Here is a 16,214-nt window from a genome sequence, read left to right on the forward strand (position 1 = left end):
CTTTCGATCTCTCGTCAGCGGGAGGCGAATTCTACAGCGTTACTCGCTGCTGTCAACACCTCTTTTTCAACTTCCTTTCGGCTTCGATGACCTGAAGCAACCTGCTGTCGAAAACTGCGTAACTCTTTGTTTACCAAGGAGTTTTCCGTTTCGACTGCGCCGGAAGTGGGGCGAATTATAGGCCTCCAGAATCTGCCGTCAAGCACTGATTCAGGCTTTCTACCGATATGTGCAAAAACACTGCTTATATATAGACGCGCCTGCGGGGAATGCGCAGTATATTGCCCAACACAAATAGAAACGCCCTTGATTCCCATATTCCGGACGATGCCACCTAATGAATGATCAGCCCCGCAGCCTGGCCTCTACCCTGTTCTCGGTTGGGCTGCTGCTCATAGCCATGGCGTCGATCCAGTCCGGAGCCTCCCTGGCCAAAAGCATGTTCTCCGTTGTCGGCCCTCAAGGGACGACAACATTACGCCTGATTTTTGCCAGTGTGATCATGATGCTGATACTGCGTCCATGGCGGGCAAAGCTCACCGCAAGGTCCCTGCGCACTGTCATCGTCTACGGGATGGCACTGGGCGGCATGAACTTCCTCTTCTATATGTCATTGCAAACCGTACCGCTGGGCATCGCGGTGGCGCTTGAGTTCACCGGTCCATTGGCCGTGGCGATCTACGCCTCGCGTCGCGCGATCGACTTTTTGTGGATCGCCCTGGCCGCCGTCGGCTTGCTGCTACTGATACCGACTGGAGAAGCGAGCGCAGGAATCGATCTGGTAGGCGCCGGTTATGCCTTGGGGGCGGGGGTCTGCTGGGCACTGTACATTTTGTTCGGGCAAAAAGCGGGGGCCGATAATGGCGTGCAAACCGCCGCGCTGGGGGTAATGATCGCTGCGCTCTTCGTAGCCCCTATCGGTATTGTCCATGCCGGCTCCGCGTTGCTGACCCCTTCATTGATCCCCATAGCCCTCGGCGTCGCCGTCTTGTCCACCGCCCTCCCCTACACCCTGGAGATGGTCGCCCTGACCCGCATGCCTGCCAGAACCTTCGGTACGCTGATGAGCATCGAGCCCGCCTTCGGCGCGTTATCAGGCTTGTTGTTCCTTCATGAATACCTCTCGCTGTCGCAGTGGATGGCAATCATGTGCATCATTTTGGCCTCCGTCGGTGCAACCATGACCATGGGCAATTCCACCAGGCCAGCAGTCGCGGCAGATTGATAGCAGATATAACGCAGGTCTGGTATTTGCCGCTCAATTAGGCCATGTTTAGCCCCGCACCCAGAGTCATGCCATGGACAATTTCAGATAGGGATATCGGTACGCTTCAAGCGAAAGCGAATGCAGCCAGACCCGGGCACAAGATCCGGGGACGCTATAAGGACAGTAATGAAACGATTTTTGATGCTGATCGCCGTACTTGCAATTGCGGGCTGCGCAGCGACATCCGACACACAGATCAAGCACGGCAAGAAAGGGCTACACATCAACTGTTCCGGACTGTCTTCGTCCTGGGACAAGTGCTACGCCAGCGCTGCCAACTCCTGCGCACCCAAGGGGTACAAGGTCATCGCCAAATCGGGAGACGCCGTGGAAGAGCCCGGTGATTATCCGTTCGGCCTCAATCCCGCGGGTTATACCAGCCGCAGCATGATTGTCATCTGCAAATAGGCAGGGCCGTCGCGTCAGGTTCCCGAACTTGCGATCTGACGGCCGATTTCATCGTAGCTGGACTTCAGCACCGTGCGCTGGACATCCGGGCTAGCCAGCATACGCGCTACGACCAACGCGCCAATGCATTGCGACAGAATTGCCCACGCCAGGCTGTCGCTTTGCAGGACACCCGCCCAACTTTCCTGAAGGCGACAAATCCAGTGCTCTGCCTGTTGGCGGACACTCACATCGGAACGGGCAATTTCCGCCCCCAATGCCGGTAACGCGCAACCGGTTTCCGGATTCTCGACGTGAGACATGCTCAGGTACAGTTTCAGGCAGCGCTCAAGCTTGTCACGGTCCTGTCCTTCCCCCAGCCGCGCCAGACTTTGACCCAACTCACGCTCGACAATGGTTGCGAACAACTCGTCTTTCGATGAGAAGTGGCTGTAGAAGGCCCCACCACTCAAGCCAATGGCTTTCATCAGGCCGTCTACACCCACCGTGGAAAAACCGGACTTCTTGGCCGACAACGCGCTGCTTTCCAGCAGCCTTTGCCTGGTTTCCAGCTTGTGACTGGCCGAATAACGCATTGCCTTTCCCCTGAATTGCTCACCTTGACGTCTGTCGAATCATAGCATAACGTTCGTTTAGTTAACGATCGTTTACCAAAGGGATCAACCCATGAATAACAAGAAGGTCGTATTGGTCGTCGGTGCAGGTGATGCCACGGGCGGCGCCATTGCCAAGCGGTTTGCCCAGGAAGGGTTTGTCGCCTGCGTCACCCGCCGCAGCGTGGACAAGCTCCAGCCACTGGTAGAGGCCATCAAGGCTGATGGCGGCGAGGCCCACGGGTTTGCCTGCGATGCACGTAAAGAAGAAGACGTGATCGCGCTGGTCGAGCAGATCGAAAGCCAGATCGGCCCCATCGAAGCCTTTGTCTTCAACATCGGCGCCAACGTGCCGTGCAGCATTCTCGAAGAAACCGCCCGCAAGTATTTCAAAATCTGGGAAATGGCCTGTTTTTCCGGTTTTCTCAATGCCCGTGAAGTGGCCAAGCGCATGGCCAGGCGCCAGCGCGGCACGATCCTGTTCACCGGCGCCACCGCTGGCATGCGTGGTGCTGCCGGGTTCGCCGCATTTGCCGGAGCCAAGCACGGCATTCGAGCTTTGGCGCAAAGCATGGCCCGAGAACTCGGGCCGATGAACATTCACGTTGCCCATGTCATCGTCGATGGCGCCATCGATACCGATTTCATCCGTGAAAGTTTTCCCGAGAAATACGCTACCAAGGATCAGGATGGCATCCTCAATCCCGAGCATATCGCCGAAAACTATTGGTACCTGCACAGCCAGCCCCGCGATGCCTGGACCTTCGAGCTGGACCTTCGCCCCTGGAGCGAACGCTGGTAAGCCCTCCCCTACAACAATAAGCAGAGCGCACCGACCATGAGCAAAACCGTGGAATTCCTTTTTGACCTGGGCAGCCCCACCACTTACCTGGCGTATACCCAGCTACCGGCAATCTGTGAGCAGACCGACACCCAGCTGATCTACATCCCGATCCTGCTCGGCGGTGTGTTCAAGGCCACCGGCAACGCCTCCCCGGCGACCATTCCGGCCAAAGGCCGCCACATGATTCAGGACCTCGACCGTTATGCCCGGCGCTATGGCGTGCCACTGAAATTCAATCCGCATTTCCCGATCAACACCCTCATGCTGATGCGAGCCGTGACCGGTATTCAGTTGCACCATCCCGAGCGCTTTGTCGCCTTCATTGACTGCCTGTTCAAGGCCCTGTGGGTCGACGGACGCAACCTCAATGACCCGGCAACCGTGGCAACAGTGCTGAGCGGCAACGGTTTCGATCCCAATGAGGTACTGGCACTGACCGCCGACGAAACCGTCAAGGCGACGCTCAAGGACAATACCGAGAAAGCGATTCAGCGCGGCATATTCGGCGTACCGAGCATGTTTGTCGATAACCAGCTGTACTTCGGCCAGGATCGACTGGACTTCGTGCTCGAAGCCCTGAGTTAGACCTCGATGACCAGCCGCCAGGGTCAAAGCCTTTGTTGACTACATGAGCCGGGCGCTGGAGACAGCGCCCGAACTGAAAGTAATCAAATAGCCGCGGTACGAGTGTTCAGCCACTCAAGGGCCGCACCCTCGACCAATGGGCTCAGGCGTTCGCGCACTTCGGCGTGGTAGGCGTTGAACCACTGCTTTTCGTCTTCGCTCAGCAGCGTGGTTTCCAGGCAGCGGGTGTCGATCGGGCACAGGGTCAGCGTTTCGAACTTCAGGAACTCTCCGAATTCGCTTTTGCCTGCCTCACGGTTCATCGCCAGGTTTTCGATCCGCACGCCCCAACGGCCCGGACGATAGGTGCCCGGCTCAATGGACGTGATCATGCCCGGCTGCATCGCTGTCTGTGGCGCAGGCGCAGCCTGATAGGCGATGACTTGCGGACCTTCATGGACGTTGAGGAAGTAACCGACGCCATGACCGGTGCCATGACCATAGTCGACACTTTCCGCCCAGATGGGCGCACGGGCGATGGCATCGAGCAACGGCGACAGAATGCCTTTCGGGAACTGCGCGCGGGACAAGGCAATCACGCCCTTGAGCACGCGGGTGCAATCGCGTTTTTGCTCATCGGTCGGGGTGCCCACCGCAACCATCCGCGTGATGTCGGTGGTGCCGCCCAGGTACTGGCCGCCGGAGTCGATCAACAGCAGACCGTCCCCTTCGATGACCGCGTGTTCCTCTTCGGTGGCGTGGTAGTGCGGCATCGCGCCATTGGCATTGTAGGCGGCAATGGTATTGAAGCTCAGCGATACATAATCCGGACGGCGCTCACGGGCGGCGGTGAGTTTTTCGTCGATGGTCAGTTCGGTGATGCGCTCACGGCCCAGCGCCGAGTCCAGCCAGGCGAAGAATTCGCACAGTGCTGCGCCGTCCTGCTCCATGGCCTGACGGATGTGTTCGGCATCGGCCAGGCTTTTTTGCGATTTGGCCAGGGTGGTCGGGTTCAGGCCCTCGATCAGCTTCACCCCGCTGTCGAGGTTGTCCAGCAACCCCGCCGTGACCCGCGCCGGGTCGACTTGCAGGCTCGCGCCGCTCGGCACGGCGCGCAGTGCGGCAGCGACTTCGCTGTAATCGCGCAAGGTCACGCCGTCCTGTTCAAGGATGGCGCGCAGTTCGGCACTGACTTTGCTCAGGGCGACAAACAGCGTGGCCTGTTGCTGATTGATCAGGGCGAAGGAAACGAATACCGGGTTGAACGACACGTCGCCGCCACGCAGGTTGAACAGCCAGGCGATGTCATCGAGGGTGGCGATGAAATGCCAGTCGGCACCACGGGCCTGAAGGGTTTCTCTCAGTTTGGCGAGTTTTTCGCCACGGCTGACGGTCGCTTGTGGAGGCAGGTGCTGATAGATCGGTTCGTTCGGCAGGCTTGGGCGGTCGCTCCAGACGCCGCCAAGCAGGTCGATGTCGGTGCGCAGGCGGGCGCCACGCTCTTCAAGTTTAGCGCCCAGGGTCCGTGCCGAGGCCACGGCCATGACCGCGCCATCGACCGCGACGACGCCACCCTCGGGGGTTTGCTCGGCCAGCCATTCCAGTGGCCCGGGTTGACCCGGTTGCAGCTTGACCAGGTCAATGCCGCTGCCCTTGAGTTCCTTGGTCGCCTGCTCCCAATAACGGCTGTCGGCCCAGACGCCGGCAAAATCCGGGGTCACGATCAGGGTGCCGACCGAACCATGGAAACCCGACAACCACTGGCGCCCCTGCCAGTAACCCGGCAGGTATTCGGACAGGTGCGGATCGGCCGACGGCACCAGCAAGGCGTGAATGCCCTCCCGGCTCATCAGTTCGCGGGTTTGCGCCAGGCGCTGGGGCACCGATCCATTGATCGAAAGCTGCGTATTCATCGTGTCTCCTGCTAACCACTTCATCATTATTGTTGAGTGCCGATCAACGTCGGCGCTTCGTCGCCCTATTGCCAGAATGCCGGAGCACTGGCGCAGGCTGCCTTGATCAGTTGAACCGCCTGGTCGATATCCTGCTCGGTGGTGAAACGTCCGAGGCTCAAGCGGATGGTGCGGCTGGCCGAGCGGGCATCATGCCCCAGGGCCAGCAGCACATGGGATGGGGTATTGCTCGCGGAATTGCAGGCCGAGGTCGCGGAAAACGCGATCGAGGACAGCAACGCCGCCGGATTGAACTCGCCTTCTGCGAAGGTCAGGCTCAGGGTATGGGGAATGCGCCGGGTCGGGCTGCCGTTGAGACGCACACCGGGAATGCCCTGCAATTGCTCGAGCAAGCGTTCACGCAATCGCACGATGGTGGCTTTCTCTTCATCGAACGCAGCGGCCGCCAGTGCAAAGGCCGAGCCCATGGCCACGATCTGATGGGTCGCCAGGGTGCCCGAACGCAATCCGCCCTCATGCCCGCCGCCATGGATCTGCGCCTGCAATCGTTGTTGGGCACGCGGACCCACGTACAACGCACCGATGCCTTTGGGGCCGTACAGTTTATGCGCGGAAAACGACATCAGGTCCACCGGCCACTGCCCGAGGTCGATCGCCACTTTGCCCGCGCCCTGTGCGGCGTCGACATGGAACAACGCCCCGCGTTCACGCACCACCTGACCGATGGCGGGAATATCGTTGAGCGTCCCCAGTTCATTGTTGACCAGCATCAGCGACACCAGGAAAGTGTCCTCGCGCATGGCTTCGCTGACCGCTTGCGCGGTGATCAGCCCATCGGCATCCGGCACCAGGTACGTCACGGCGACACCGGCATCCTGCAGTTGCCTGGCGGTATCGAGAATGGCCTTGTGTTCGATCTGGCTGGTGATGATATGGCCACCGCCAGTGCCACGGCCCTGGGCTACGCCTTTGAGCGCGAGGTTGTTGGATTCGGTCGCGCCTGAGGTCCAGACGATCTGTTCAGGTGTCGCGCCGACCAGTTCGGCGACCTGGCGTCGCGCCTGCTCAACCGATTGCCGGGCCTGTTGGCCGAAGACGTGGGAGCTGGAGGCCGGGTTGCCGAAATTGCCGGTAAAGCCCAGACACTCGACCATCACCTTGATGACCCGCTCATCCACCGGCGTGGTGGCGGCGTAATCGAAATACAACGGACGTTTGTTCATAAAAGACTCGCAGAGCGTGTTCCGGGATCAGGAAGCTCGTGACTGTAAACGGCAAAGCGCAGCCTTGTGAGCTGCGCGCTGTTTTCAGAACGTTACCAATACCTGATCGGATGCCGTTAAAGAAGGACTACTTCATTTAAAAGTGCGTAGGAACGCTCCTGAAAAGTCAGCTTAACAGGCATCGGGCAACCGGTTGAAGCAATGCGTCAGCTAAAGCTTTCGAGCAACAGCGGATATAACGACCCCACGAGCAGCGCGGCCATGCCCCAATTGAACAGACGCAGCCAGCGGCGATCCTTCAGAACGTTGCGCAACAGCGTGCCGCAAGCGGCCCAGACACCGACGCTCGGCAGGTTGATGATGGCAAAAACGGCCGCAATCACGATCACATTAACGAAGTAACCCTGCATCGGTGTGTAGGTGCTGATGGCGCCAATGGCCATGATCCAGGCCTTGGGGTTGACCCACTGGAACGCGGCGGCGCCCAGATAACTGATCGGTTTCGCCTCGCTCTGCTGACTCTCCGACATGGGCCCGGAATGAGCGATTTTCCACGCCAGGTACAGCAGATACGCCGCCCCCATGTAACGCAGCACGGTGTAGAGCAAAGGGTAGGCCTGGAATACCGCGCCAAGGCCGAAACCGACCGCCACCACCAGTACAAAGAAGCCACAAGTGATGCCGAGCATGTGCGGAATCGTGCGGTTGAAGCCGAAGTTCACCCCGGAAGCCAGCAACATGGTGTTGTTCGGACCGGGTGTGATCGAGGTGACGAGGGCGAACAGGGCAAAGCCCAGCAGCAGGTCGAGTGAGAGCGTCATGGGTGGCAGTCCGTCAGGGTCGGTCAGGTGTTGACCCTATCGCACACCTTGGGCGAAACCCATGGACAGTTACGCGAAACTTGGAGCAGTACAGTTTTGCTTCAGCTTGGACGACCGTGAAGCTGTACAGATCGCCCGGCGTTCATTTCCCCCTGGTTGTCGTAGCTGAACGACTTTTGCGGCTGGCCGAGCAATTCGGCTTTCTTCGCGTGGTATTCGTCGAAGGACAATCCGCGACGGTTCAGCGCCTCCAGCGCCAGTTCTTTGCTTTCTTCAGCCGTGTAAGGCCGAAGCTCCGGGGAAACATGGCTGGCACATCCGGCGAGTACGGAGACGGCGAGCATCAGCAAAGTGGCGATCATCGGTTTCATTTCTGGCGTCCTGGCGACTGGGTTCGAGGCAATGAACACAGGCTACCCGCGCCTCCCGGGTAGCAGAAATCAACGCTTTCAATAGTGGCTATCAGGAAATGGCGATCATTGTCCTTATCAACACTCGCCCACCAGACTGCAATGCAGTGCGTTGTCGTGACTGCGCTCCAGGCTGTGCAGCACCTGGAACGATCCGAAGGTCACTGACTTCGCCTGATGGACGCGGATCAACTGCCAGAAATCCTGTTCGCCGTTTTCAAAGGCCTGGAACGCGGCCTCCCCTGCTTCGCGGGTTTGCCATTGCAGATAGTTGAGTACGCGCCGGCCATCGTCACTGGCCTGGATGCTGGCACTGAGAAAGCCGCGGTGGTGTCGGGCCAGATGTTCGGTCTGTGCCGACAAGGCCAACACCAGCGCGGGTTGTTGATGCGGCTCGATCTGGAACTCGATCAGCTGGGTAAAGCTGCGATTCTTCGCTGAGGCTTGCATGAAATGTCCCCCACTCACAGGAAGGCGAATCTTGCGATCCGAAGGCGTGCAGGGTAAAACCTCTAGTTAACTAGAGGTCAAGAGGCAATTTTTAAATGATCACCCCGCAAAACCTGCATAAGGAACTCACCGTCGGCCAGGTCGCGGCACGTAGCGGTGTGGCGGTCACGGCGCTGCATTTCTATGAGTCCAAAGGGCTGATCAAGAGCAACCGCAATCAGGGCAACCAGCGCCGCTACCCCAGGGAAGTGCTGCGACGGGTGGCATTGATCAAGGTTGCCCAGCGCCTGGGGATTCCTTTGGCGGAGATCGGCGAAGCGCTCAAGTCGCTACCCGACAACCGGGCGCCGACGGCGGCGGACTGGAAAATCCTGTCGGCGCAATGGAGCCGGGATCTGGATGAGCGCATCAACCAACTGACCCTGCTGCGCGATCGGCTGAACGGCTGCATCGGTTGTGGTTGCCTGTCGATGGAGGCCTGTCCACTGCGCAACGCAGGTGATGTGCTGGGGGAGCGCGGGCCGGGAGCGCACTGGTTGGAGCCGACCTGATGGCACTTATATGGCGTTGCTGCTCGTCGGGCGTTCGGTGAGGCGAAAGCGGCTGGCCTATATTTATTCGGCTGTACAACGAAGCAGGTACTTTCCACTCACAGAACAAGAACAGGGAGATCCATCATGAGTGTCAAACCCATTCCGGAGGGGTATCACAGCATCACCCCCTATCTGGGCATCCACAAAGCTGCCGAAGCCATCGATTTCTACAAGAAAGCCTTCGGCGCCATTGAGGTCATGCGCCTGGCCATGCCCGATGGTGGCATCGGTCACGCCGAACTGCGCATCGGCGATTGCCCGATCATGCTGGGCACACCGTGCGATCAGGGACCGCTGAGCAATCCGGACAATTCGCCGTCCGTGGGTCTGCATTTGTATGTGACGGATGTCGACAAGTCCTACAAACAGGCCATCAATGCCGGTGCCACCGTTGTATCCGAGGTCAAGGATCAGTTTTACGGCGATCGCTCGGGGACCTTGAAAGATCCCTACGGGCATCTGTGGTTCCTGGCGACGCGCAAGGAAAACCTGACTCAGGAACAGATTGAACAACGGGCGAAGGAGATGTTTCAGCAGGGTTGAAATCTTCGATGCCGGAGCGGGCCTCTTCGCGAGCAGGCTCGCTCCCACAGGGGCCCCGCCCCATCCTCCTGGTAATGCGAAACATTTACTTTCATTTTCTCTTTCGGGATTTCCTTTGCTCATCCGTCTTATCTAGATGCAGTCCTGTCGCGTAGGCAAAAGCCACGACTGGACCTTCAGGGCGCTCATCCCTGCGAAGCCCGCAGCCGAGCTGCCTCTCATCCAGGCAAGACCTTCAATATGTCAAAGAAATCCCGTTCAAAAATCTGGTTCCTGGTCCATAGCTGGCTGGCGCTGCCGATCTGGTTTTTCGTGCTGATCGTCTGCGTGACCGGCACCCTGGCGGTGATCAGCCAGGAAATCGTCTGGCTGGCCAACCCGTCCATGCGCGCCAGCCAGCCTTCGGACGATGCACCGCTGCTCAGCTATCAGCAGGTCATCGAGGCCATCAACAAGGCCGAACCGCAGACCGTGGTGCAGAGCATCAGTCGGCCCGACGAGTCGCACTTCGCGCTGGATGTCGAAGTCAGCTATCCCGACGGACGCTCGGTGGTGATTTATGTCAATCCATACAGCGGCGTGATCCAGGGCGTCGCGCCGGAGTTCAACTTCCGCGCCTTCACCCGGGCGCTGCACGGCTGGTGGCTGGTGCCGTTCACCAACGGTTACAGTTGGGGCTGGTACCTGGTGTCCTTTCTCGGCTTGCCGCTGCTGGCTTCGCTGGTCACCGGGCTGGTGGTCTACAAACGCTTCTGGAAAGGCTTTTTCCGCCCGACCCTGCGGATTCGCCACGGTGCGCGGATTTTCTGGGGCGACTTCCACCGCTTGAGCGGCATCTGGTCGATCTGGTTCATCGCGGTGATTTCCATCACCGGCACCTGGTTCCTGATCCAGGCCTTGCTGTTCGACAACCAGATTTCCATCTCCACGGAAAAGATCATTCCGGCGATGTCCCGCGAAGCGGTACCGCTTTCGCCCGATGGGTCGCCCCCGCCGCGCATCGACCTTGATCGCGCGATTGAAATCGCCACGCAGAAGATCTCCGGGCTGGAAGCCAGCTTCGTCAGCCTGCCGGGCAATGCCTACAGCCATCTGGATGTCGGGGGACGTGGTTGGTATCCACTGATGTTCCAGACCGCGACCCTCAACCCGTACACCGGCGAAATCGCCGCCTCGCGCCTGATTTCGGACCGTTCGACCCTGGAGTTCGTCACCGAGTCCATGCGCCCGCTGCACACCGGCGACTTCGGTGGCCTGTGGATCAAGCTGATCTGGGCGTTCTTCGGCCTGTTGCTGAGCATGATGGTGCTCAGCGGCTTGCTGATCTGGACCAAGCGCACGGCACTGGCCACGGCCAATGCCTTCAAGCGCAGCAACAGGACACCGCGCGGCGCCACGGCGCAGCCGGCCACCCGCAAGGAAACATCGGAGGCCAACCTGTGAGCAAAGACATTGCGGTCTCACAACCCTCGCGCCTGAGCGTGTTCTGGCACAAATGGCGCTTTCACCTGAACGTCCTGTTGCTGCTGATTCCGCTCGGTTTCATGCCCAAGTACTTCGCAGATGAAGCATTGATGCGTGGCGACAGTGGCCTGGGCGAACGCGAAGTCGGCGAAGTCCAGGTCGGCCCCTGGAGCCTGCGCCTGGCGGAGTTGCGCAACGCCGCCCCCACGCTCGATGGCCCGGCCGGCTACATGAAGGGTTTCAACGCAGCCCTGTGCGAGGCCTGTATCGGACAGGTCAAGGCCACCTACCTGCGCATCGGCAAACCCCGCAGCCTGCGCGCCGCCGGCGTGATTTTCTTCGGCACGCCGTACCGCATGGGCGCCTCACTGCCCGTCCCGGAAAAGACCACGGCCGACGCCGAGCTGTGGATCACCATGGAAGGCTGGGACGGCGCCATGCATCAGGCATCCATTCCTTTGAGCCAGGCCTCTCCCGCCACCATCGCCTGGCTGAACAAACAAGGAGGCAAACCATGATCAACCCGCTTCGTCCACTCAACACCCTGTTGCTGCTGCTCTGCGCCGGCTTCAGCGCCAGTGCCCTGGCCCACAACCCTATGTGCGAATGCAAGGCCATCGACGCCGAGCAGATCAAATGCACCGGTGGTTTTTCCGACGGCAGCGGCGCTCCCGGCGTGACCCTCGATGTGATCGGCTACGACGAAACCATTCTGGTGCCAGGCAAACTCGGAGCCGATTCGACCCTGACGTTCAAGAAACCCGGCGCCGAGTTCTACGTGCTGTTCGACGCAGGCCCCGGTCACGTGGTGGAAATCGACCAAGCGGACATCCAGGCGCCATGAATACTTCAACGACCCAAGTCGTGCGCCCGGCGGGTGCCGGCCACGAAACCCTCTACGTCCTGCTGTTGTGCCTGATGATCCTTGCGGTCGCAGGTTCGGTGGTGCTCTGGCGCGGGGAATCCCATGAGGTGAGCAGCGTCAACAGCCACCAACTGGATGCACGCCGCGATCTCAGCGCTGCCGAGCAAGGCATCTACGCCGATTTGCGGGTGACCCTGGACGAGATTCATTTGCTGCGCCAGGAACAGCAAACCCTGCCGACTCCCGAGGCCCTCGCCGACGAGGGTTTTGCCCCGTTTGCCCGGGATGCCAGCTCCGTCAGCCGTGGCAGCCATGACTGGCAATTGCTCAACGCCAAGGCCTACTTCGGCCAGAGCCAGACGCCGACGGTCGCCGGTTCATTCCTGATGCGCCTGACCGCCACCGATGACGCTCCGGACATCTGGCTCAACCGCGTCGGCACGCTCACCGCTCCGGCCGACCTCAGCGACAGCGCGCTCGAAAGCGCCGGCTGGCAACAGATCGTCGCGCAATTCGATGCCGGCGTGACCCGCCAGCACCGGCATTGACCCCTCGCCCTCACCCGAGAGAAGACCGCTTTCCCATGCCCATTTCATCTCAACGTTCTATCTTGCGTGTGCTGCTGATCGGCCTGCTGGCCTGCCTGCTGCCATCCCTCGCCAGTGCCGAGGCAGCCAAGCGCCTGCGCATCGGCATCACCCTGCACCCTTATTACAGCTACGTGGCGAACATCGTCGGCGACAAGGCCGAAGTGGTACCGCTGATTCCGGCCGGTTTCAACCCGCATGCCTACGAACCCCGCGCCGAAGACATCAAGCGCATCAGCGGGCTGGACGTGATCGTGCTCAACGGCGTAGGCCATGATGATTTCGCCGACCGCATGATCGCCGCCAGCGAAACCCCGAATGTGCCGGTGATCGAAGCCAATGAAAACGTGCCGCTGCTCGCCGCCACCGGTGTTGCCGCCCGGGGTGCCGGCAAAGTGGTGAACCCGCATACCTTCCTGTCGATCAGCGCCTCGATCGCCCAGGTCAACAACATCGCCCGGGAGCTGGGCAAGCTCGACCCGGCCAATGCCAAAACCTATACCGAGAACGCCCGCGCCTACGGCAAGCGCCTGCGCAAGATGCGCGCCGATGCCCTGGCCAAACTGACCCAGGCGCCGAACGCCGAGTTGCGCGTGGCCACGGTGCACGCTGCCTACGACTACCTGCTGCGCGAATTCGGCCTGGAAGTGACAGCCGTGGTCGAGCCGGCCCACGGCATCGAGCCGAGCCCGAGCCAGTTGAAAAAGACCATCGACCAGCTGCGTGAGCTGGACGTGAAAGTGATCTTCTCGGAGATGGATTTTCCCTCCACTTACGTCGACACCATCCAGCGCGAATCCGGCGTGAAGCTGTATCCGCTGTCGCATATTTCCTACGGCGAATACACCGCCGACAAGTACGAAAAGGAAATGACCGGCAACCTCAACACCGTCGTGCGGGCGATTCAGGAGTCGGGGGCATGACATCGAAAGAAACCATCCTGGCCGATACAGAGTCCCCTGTGGGAGCGAGCCTGCTCGCGAAGGCGTCCGGTCAGTCAGCATCATCGTTGAATGACACCCCGCTATCGCGAGCAAGCTCGCTCCCACAGGTTTTGGGACCGACTCTGGAGTTCGCCGACGTCAGCCTGACCCTCGGGCGCACGACGATCCTCGACAAGGTGACCTTCCAGGTCCGTCCCGGGAGCGTGCATGCGCTGGTCGGCCCCAACGGCGGCGGCAAGAGTTCGCTGATCAAGACCCTGCTCGGGCAAATGCCGCATCAGGGCCGCTTGAGCCTGCAGTGGTCGGCCGAGCCGGGGACCATTGGCTATGTGCCACAGGCGCTGGAGTTCGACCGGGGCTTGCCGATGACCGTCGACGATTTCATGGCCGCCATGTGCCAGCGTCGCCCGGCCTTTCTCGGCTTGAGCAAACATTACGCGGCGGCGATTGGCGAGGCCCTTGAACGGGTCGGCATGCAGGACAAGCGCAAGCGCCGCATGGGTGCATTGTCCGGCGGCGAACGCCAGCGGGTATTGCTGGCCCAGGGGCTGATTCCGCCTCCGCAACTGCTGGTGCTCGACGAGCCGATGTCGGCCCTCGATGAAGCCGGGATCCGGGTGTTCGAACGCCTGCTCGGCGACTGGCGAGCGGCGGGCATCACCGTGCTGTGGATCGAGCACGACCTGGAAGCGGTCGGGCGCCTGGCCGATCACGTCACCGGACTCAATCGCCGCGTGCTGTTCGACGCCACGCCGCAACAGGCACTGACGCCGGAGCGCCTGCTGACGCTGTTCTCGACTTACCCACGGAGCCTTGCCTGATGAGTTACGAAGCTTTTCGCCTGATGGTCCAGGGTTGGGCATCGTCGGGTTATCTGCCCGAGGCGCTGGCCTATGGATTTGTGGTCAATGCGCTGCTCGCCGGCCTGCTGATCGGCCCGGTGCTGGGCGGCCTGGGTACGCTGGTGGTGGTCAAGCGCTTCGCGTTTTTCTCCGAAGCCGTCGGCCATGCCGCGTTGACCGGCGTGGCCATCGGCATTTTGCTCGGCGAACCCTACACCGGTCCCTACGGCAGCCTGTTCGGCTACTGCCTGCTGTTCGGTATTTTGCTCAACTACCTGCGCAACCGCACCGGTCTGGCACCGGACACCTTGATCGGCGTGTTCCTCTCGGTGTCGCTCGCCTTGGGCGCCAGCCTGCTGTTGATTCTGGCGGGCAAGATCAACGTGCACATCCTGGAGAACGTGCTCTTCGGTTCGGTGCTGACGGTCAACGGCAATGACTTGCTGGTGCTGGCCATCGTCGGTTCGCTGGTGATGGCCCTGGCTTTGCCTTTGTACAACCGCATCATGCTCGCCAGCTTCAATCCGCAACTGGCGGCGGTGCGCGGGGTGGCGGTGAAGGCCCTGGATTATCTGTTCGTGATTCTGGTGACGCTGATCACCGTCGCCGCGGTGAAGGTCATCGGTGCGATTCTGGTCGGCGCGCTGCTGGTGATTCCGGCAGCGGCAGCGCGTTTGCTCAGCCAATCGCTGAAGGGCTTTTTCTGGTGTTCGGTGCTGATCGCCACCGTCAGCACGCTGTGCGGGATTCTCGCGCCGATCGTCTTCGACCTGCCGATTCCATCCGGCGCCGCGATCATCCTCGTGGCCGGTATCGTCTTCGCCCTGGCCGCCATTGCACGCGGCATCGTCCCCAGCCTGAAAGGGAACCTTGGATAAATGATTTTTTCTCTGCGCCAACTGACCCTCGCGGTGGCCCTGTGCGGGCTGGCCGCCACGACCTTCGCCGCAAACAACGGCAAACCGCTGCGCGTGCTGGCCTCTTTGCCGATCACTTATGGTCTCGGTGAAGTGCTGCTCAAAGGCACCGATGTCAGCCTCGAACGCGCCGCGCCGGCCAATCTGCCCGGCAGCCGCCAGACCGCCTACTTCACTGGCCGAGGTGCCCCGGCGCTGGCCCAGCTGGCGAAGGATGCCGATGCGGTGATCGGCCTGCGTTCACTATGGCCGGATGACCCGCTGTACCCGATCTCCCGGCGCAGCAATATCCGTATCGTCGAAGTCGATGCCGCCCGCCCGGTGGATGGCGCCCTGCCCGGCATCGCCGTGCAGCCGGGCAACAGGGTCGACGGCCTCAACAGTCAACCATGGTTTTCCAGCAACAACATGGGCCGCATGGCCGATGTGATGGCGGCGGACCTGGTACGCCTGGCTCCCGAGGCCAAGCCGAAAATCGATGCCAACCTGGCAGCCCTCAAGCAACGCTTGCTCAAGCTCAGTGCTGACAGCGAAGCGCGGCTGGCGACGACCGATAACCTCAGTGTGATGAGCCTCAGCGATCACTTCGGCTACCTGATCGGTGGGCTCAATCTGGAGCTGGTGGGGCTGGATGCGCGACCGGATGCGCAATGGACACCGGAAGCGCTCAAGGCGTTGAGCGCGATGCTCAAGGACAACGACGTGGCGGTAGTACTGCATCACCGGCAGCCGTCAGAGACGGTGAAAGCCGCGATTACTGAGGCCGGGAGTCGGTTGGTGGTATTGAGTACCGATGCTGAAGACCCGGTGGGTGAACTGGAGGGGAATGTGGACAGGGTGATCAAGGGGTTGAGCAACGGGCCTTCGGCCTAAGACCAACAGATCGCAGCCTTCGGCAGCTCCTACAGGTATTGCGCATCCTGTAGGAGCTGCCGAAGGCTGCGATCTTTTACCAGGAAGCCCGCT

Annotated in this window: 20 protein-coding genes; 14 read left to right on the forward strand and 6 right to left on the reverse strand. The window is 60.7% G+C overall.

All coding sequences use genetic code 11. The features are described from left to right. The first annotated feature begins 337 nt into the window (after positions 1-337). Positions 338-1,225, forward strand: coding sequence for a threonine/homoserine exporter RhtA (gene rhtA / locus AC07YV_RS14575; protein ID WP_102700863.1), 888 nt, complete (start codon positions 338-340; stop codon positions 1,223-1,225). A 168-nt stretch (positions 1,226-1,393) separates the two neighbouring features. Further along, on the forward strand, positions 1,394-1,675 hold the full coding sequence (locus AC07YV_RS14580; protein ID WP_007973400.1) for a hypothetical protein: 282 nt from the start codon (positions 1,394-1,396) through the stop codon (positions 1,673-1,675). A gap of 14 nt (positions 1,676-1,689) precedes the next feature. Here AC07YV_RS14580 and AC07YV_RS14585 read toward each other — a convergent pair whose 3' ends face one another. Next, positions 1,690-2,250, reverse strand: a complete 561-nt coding sequence (locus AC07YV_RS14585) for a TetR/AcrR family transcriptional regulator (RefSeq protein ID WP_102700862.1) — start codon at positions 2,248-2,250, stop codon at positions 1,690-1,692. A 91-nt stretch (positions 2,251-2,341) separates the two neighbouring features. Between AC07YV_RS14585 and AC07YV_RS14590 the strand changes: the two genes are divergently transcribed. Together AC07YV_RS14590 and AC07YV_RS14595 are read left to right on the forward strand one after the other, a co-directional pair. Next, positions 2,342-3,070 (forward strand): SDR family oxidoreductase, encoded by a 729-nt coding sequence (locus tag AC07YV_RS14590; protein ID WP_102700861.1) that lies wholly within the window; start codon positions 2,342-2,344, stop codon positions 3,068-3,070. Between the two features lie 36 nt (positions 3,071-3,106). After that, positions 3,107-3,697: a 2-hydroxychromene-2-carboxylate isomerase gene (locus AC07YV_RS14595; protein WP_102700860.1), complete on the forward strand. Its 591-nt coding sequence runs from the start codon at positions 3,107-3,109 to the stop codon at positions 3,695-3,697. 83 nt (positions 3,698-3,780) lie between these two features. On the opposite strand, the gene AC07YV_RS14600 is transcribed toward AC07YV_RS14595, so the two are convergent. The 5 genes from AC07YV_RS14600 to AC07YV_RS14620 all read right to left on the reverse strand — a co-directional run bounded on the left by AC07YV_RS14600 (position 3,781) and on the right by AC07YV_RS14620 (position 8,493). Continuing rightward, complete coding sequence (locus tag AC07YV_RS14600) at positions 3,781-5,589, reverse strand: aminopeptidase P family protein (protein ID WP_102700859.1); 1,809 nt, start codon at positions 5,587-5,589, stop codon at positions 3,781-3,783. 65 nt (positions 5,590-5,654) lie between these two features. Continuing rightward, positions 5,655-6,812 (reverse strand): cysteine desulfurase family protein, encoded by a 1,158-nt coding sequence (locus AC07YV_RS14605; protein ID WP_102700858.1) that lies wholly within the window; start codon positions 6,810-6,812, stop codon positions 5,655-5,657. Between the two features lie 206 nt (positions 6,813-7,018). Beyond that, a complete protein-coding gene (locus AC07YV_RS14610; RefSeq protein WP_102700857.1) occupies positions 7,019-7,633 on the reverse strand; it encodes a LysE family translocator in 615 nt (204 codons plus the stop codon). A gap of 101 nt (positions 7,634-7,734) precedes the next feature. Next, a complete protein-coding gene (locus AC07YV_RS14615; protein ID WP_007973410.1) occupies positions 7,735-8,004 on the reverse strand; it encodes a hypothetical protein in 270 nt (89 codons plus the stop codon). 117 nt (positions 8,005-8,121) lie between these two features. Continuing rightward, positions 8,122-8,493: an antibiotic biosynthesis monooxygenase gene (locus AC07YV_RS14620; RefSeq protein WP_102700856.1), complete on the reverse strand. Its 372-nt coding sequence runs from the start codon at positions 8,491-8,493 to the stop codon at positions 8,122-8,124. A 95-nt stretch (positions 8,494-8,588) separates the two neighbouring features. On the opposite strand from AC07YV_RS14620, the gene soxR reads away from it, so the two are divergent. The 10 genes from soxR (at position 8,589) to AC07YV_RS14670 (ending at position 16,121) form a co-directional block, all read left to right on the forward strand. Continuing rightward, positions 8,589-9,044 (forward strand): redox-sensitive transcriptional activator SoxR, encoded by a 456-nt coding sequence (gene soxR / locus AC07YV_RS14625; RefSeq protein ID WP_102700855.1) that lies wholly within the window; start codon positions 8,589-8,591, stop codon positions 9,042-9,044. A 126-nt stretch (positions 9,045-9,170) separates the two neighbouring features. Continuing rightward, positions 9,171-9,629: a VOC family protein gene (locus AC07YV_RS14630; RefSeq protein ID WP_102700854.1), complete on the forward strand. Its 459-nt coding sequence runs from the start codon at positions 9,171-9,173 to the stop codon at positions 9,627-9,629. Positions 9,630-9,869: 240 nt separating this feature from the next. Next, the gene (locus tag AC07YV_RS14635; RefSeq protein WP_102700853.1) at positions 9,870-11,072 is read left to right on the forward strand and encodes a PepSY-associated TM helix domain-containing protein; all 1,203 of its coding nucleotides are present in this window, start codon (positions 9,870-9,872) and stop codon (positions 11,070-11,072) included. Continuing rightward, on the forward strand, positions 11,069-11,611 hold the full coding sequence (locus AC07YV_RS14640; protein WP_102700852.1) for a PA2404 family protein: 543 nt from the start codon (positions 11,069-11,071) through the stop codon (positions 11,609-11,611). Before AC07YV_RS14635 ends, AC07YV_RS14640 begins: the two co-directional genes overlap by 4 nt. Further along, positions 11,608-11,937: a hypothetical protein gene (locus tag AC07YV_RS14645; protein ID WP_095968110.1), complete on the forward strand. Its 330-nt coding sequence runs from the start codon at positions 11,608-11,610 to the stop codon at positions 11,935-11,937. Before AC07YV_RS14640 ends, AC07YV_RS14645 begins: the two co-directional genes overlap by 4 nt. Then, entirely contained in the window at positions 11,934-12,506 is a 573-nt protein-coding gene (locus tag AC07YV_RS14650) for a DUF6162 family protein (protein WP_102700851.1), read from the forward strand. Before AC07YV_RS14645 ends, AC07YV_RS14650 begins: the two co-directional genes overlap by 4 nt. Positions 12,507-12,541: 35 nt before the next feature. Continuing rightward, on the forward strand, positions 12,542-13,468 hold the full coding sequence (locus AC07YV_RS14655; RefSeq protein ID WP_102700850.1) for a metal ABC transporter substrate-binding protein: 927 nt from the start codon (positions 12,542-12,544) through the stop codon (positions 13,466-13,468). After that, positions 13,465-14,310, forward strand: coding sequence for a metal ABC transporter ATP-binding protein (locus AC07YV_RS14660; RefSeq protein ID WP_494990321.1), 846 nt, complete (start codon positions 13,465-13,467; stop codon positions 14,308-14,310). Before AC07YV_RS14655 ends, AC07YV_RS14660 begins: the two co-directional genes overlap by 4 nt. Then, positions 14,310-15,209, forward strand: a complete 900-nt coding sequence (locus AC07YV_RS14665) for a metal ABC transporter permease (protein WP_102700848.1) — start codon at positions 14,310-14,312, stop codon at positions 15,207-15,209. Before AC07YV_RS14660 ends, AC07YV_RS14665 begins: the two co-directional genes overlap by 1 nt. Continuing rightward, positions 15,210-16,121: a metal ABC transporter substrate-binding protein gene (locus AC07YV_RS14670; protein ID WP_102700847.1), complete on the forward strand. Its 912-nt coding sequence runs from the start codon at positions 15,210-15,212 to the stop codon at positions 16,119-16,121. Positions 16,122-16,214 lie beyond the last annotated feature (93 nt).

It is taken from the genome of Pseudomonas sp. GW456-E7, assembly GCF_059424105.1.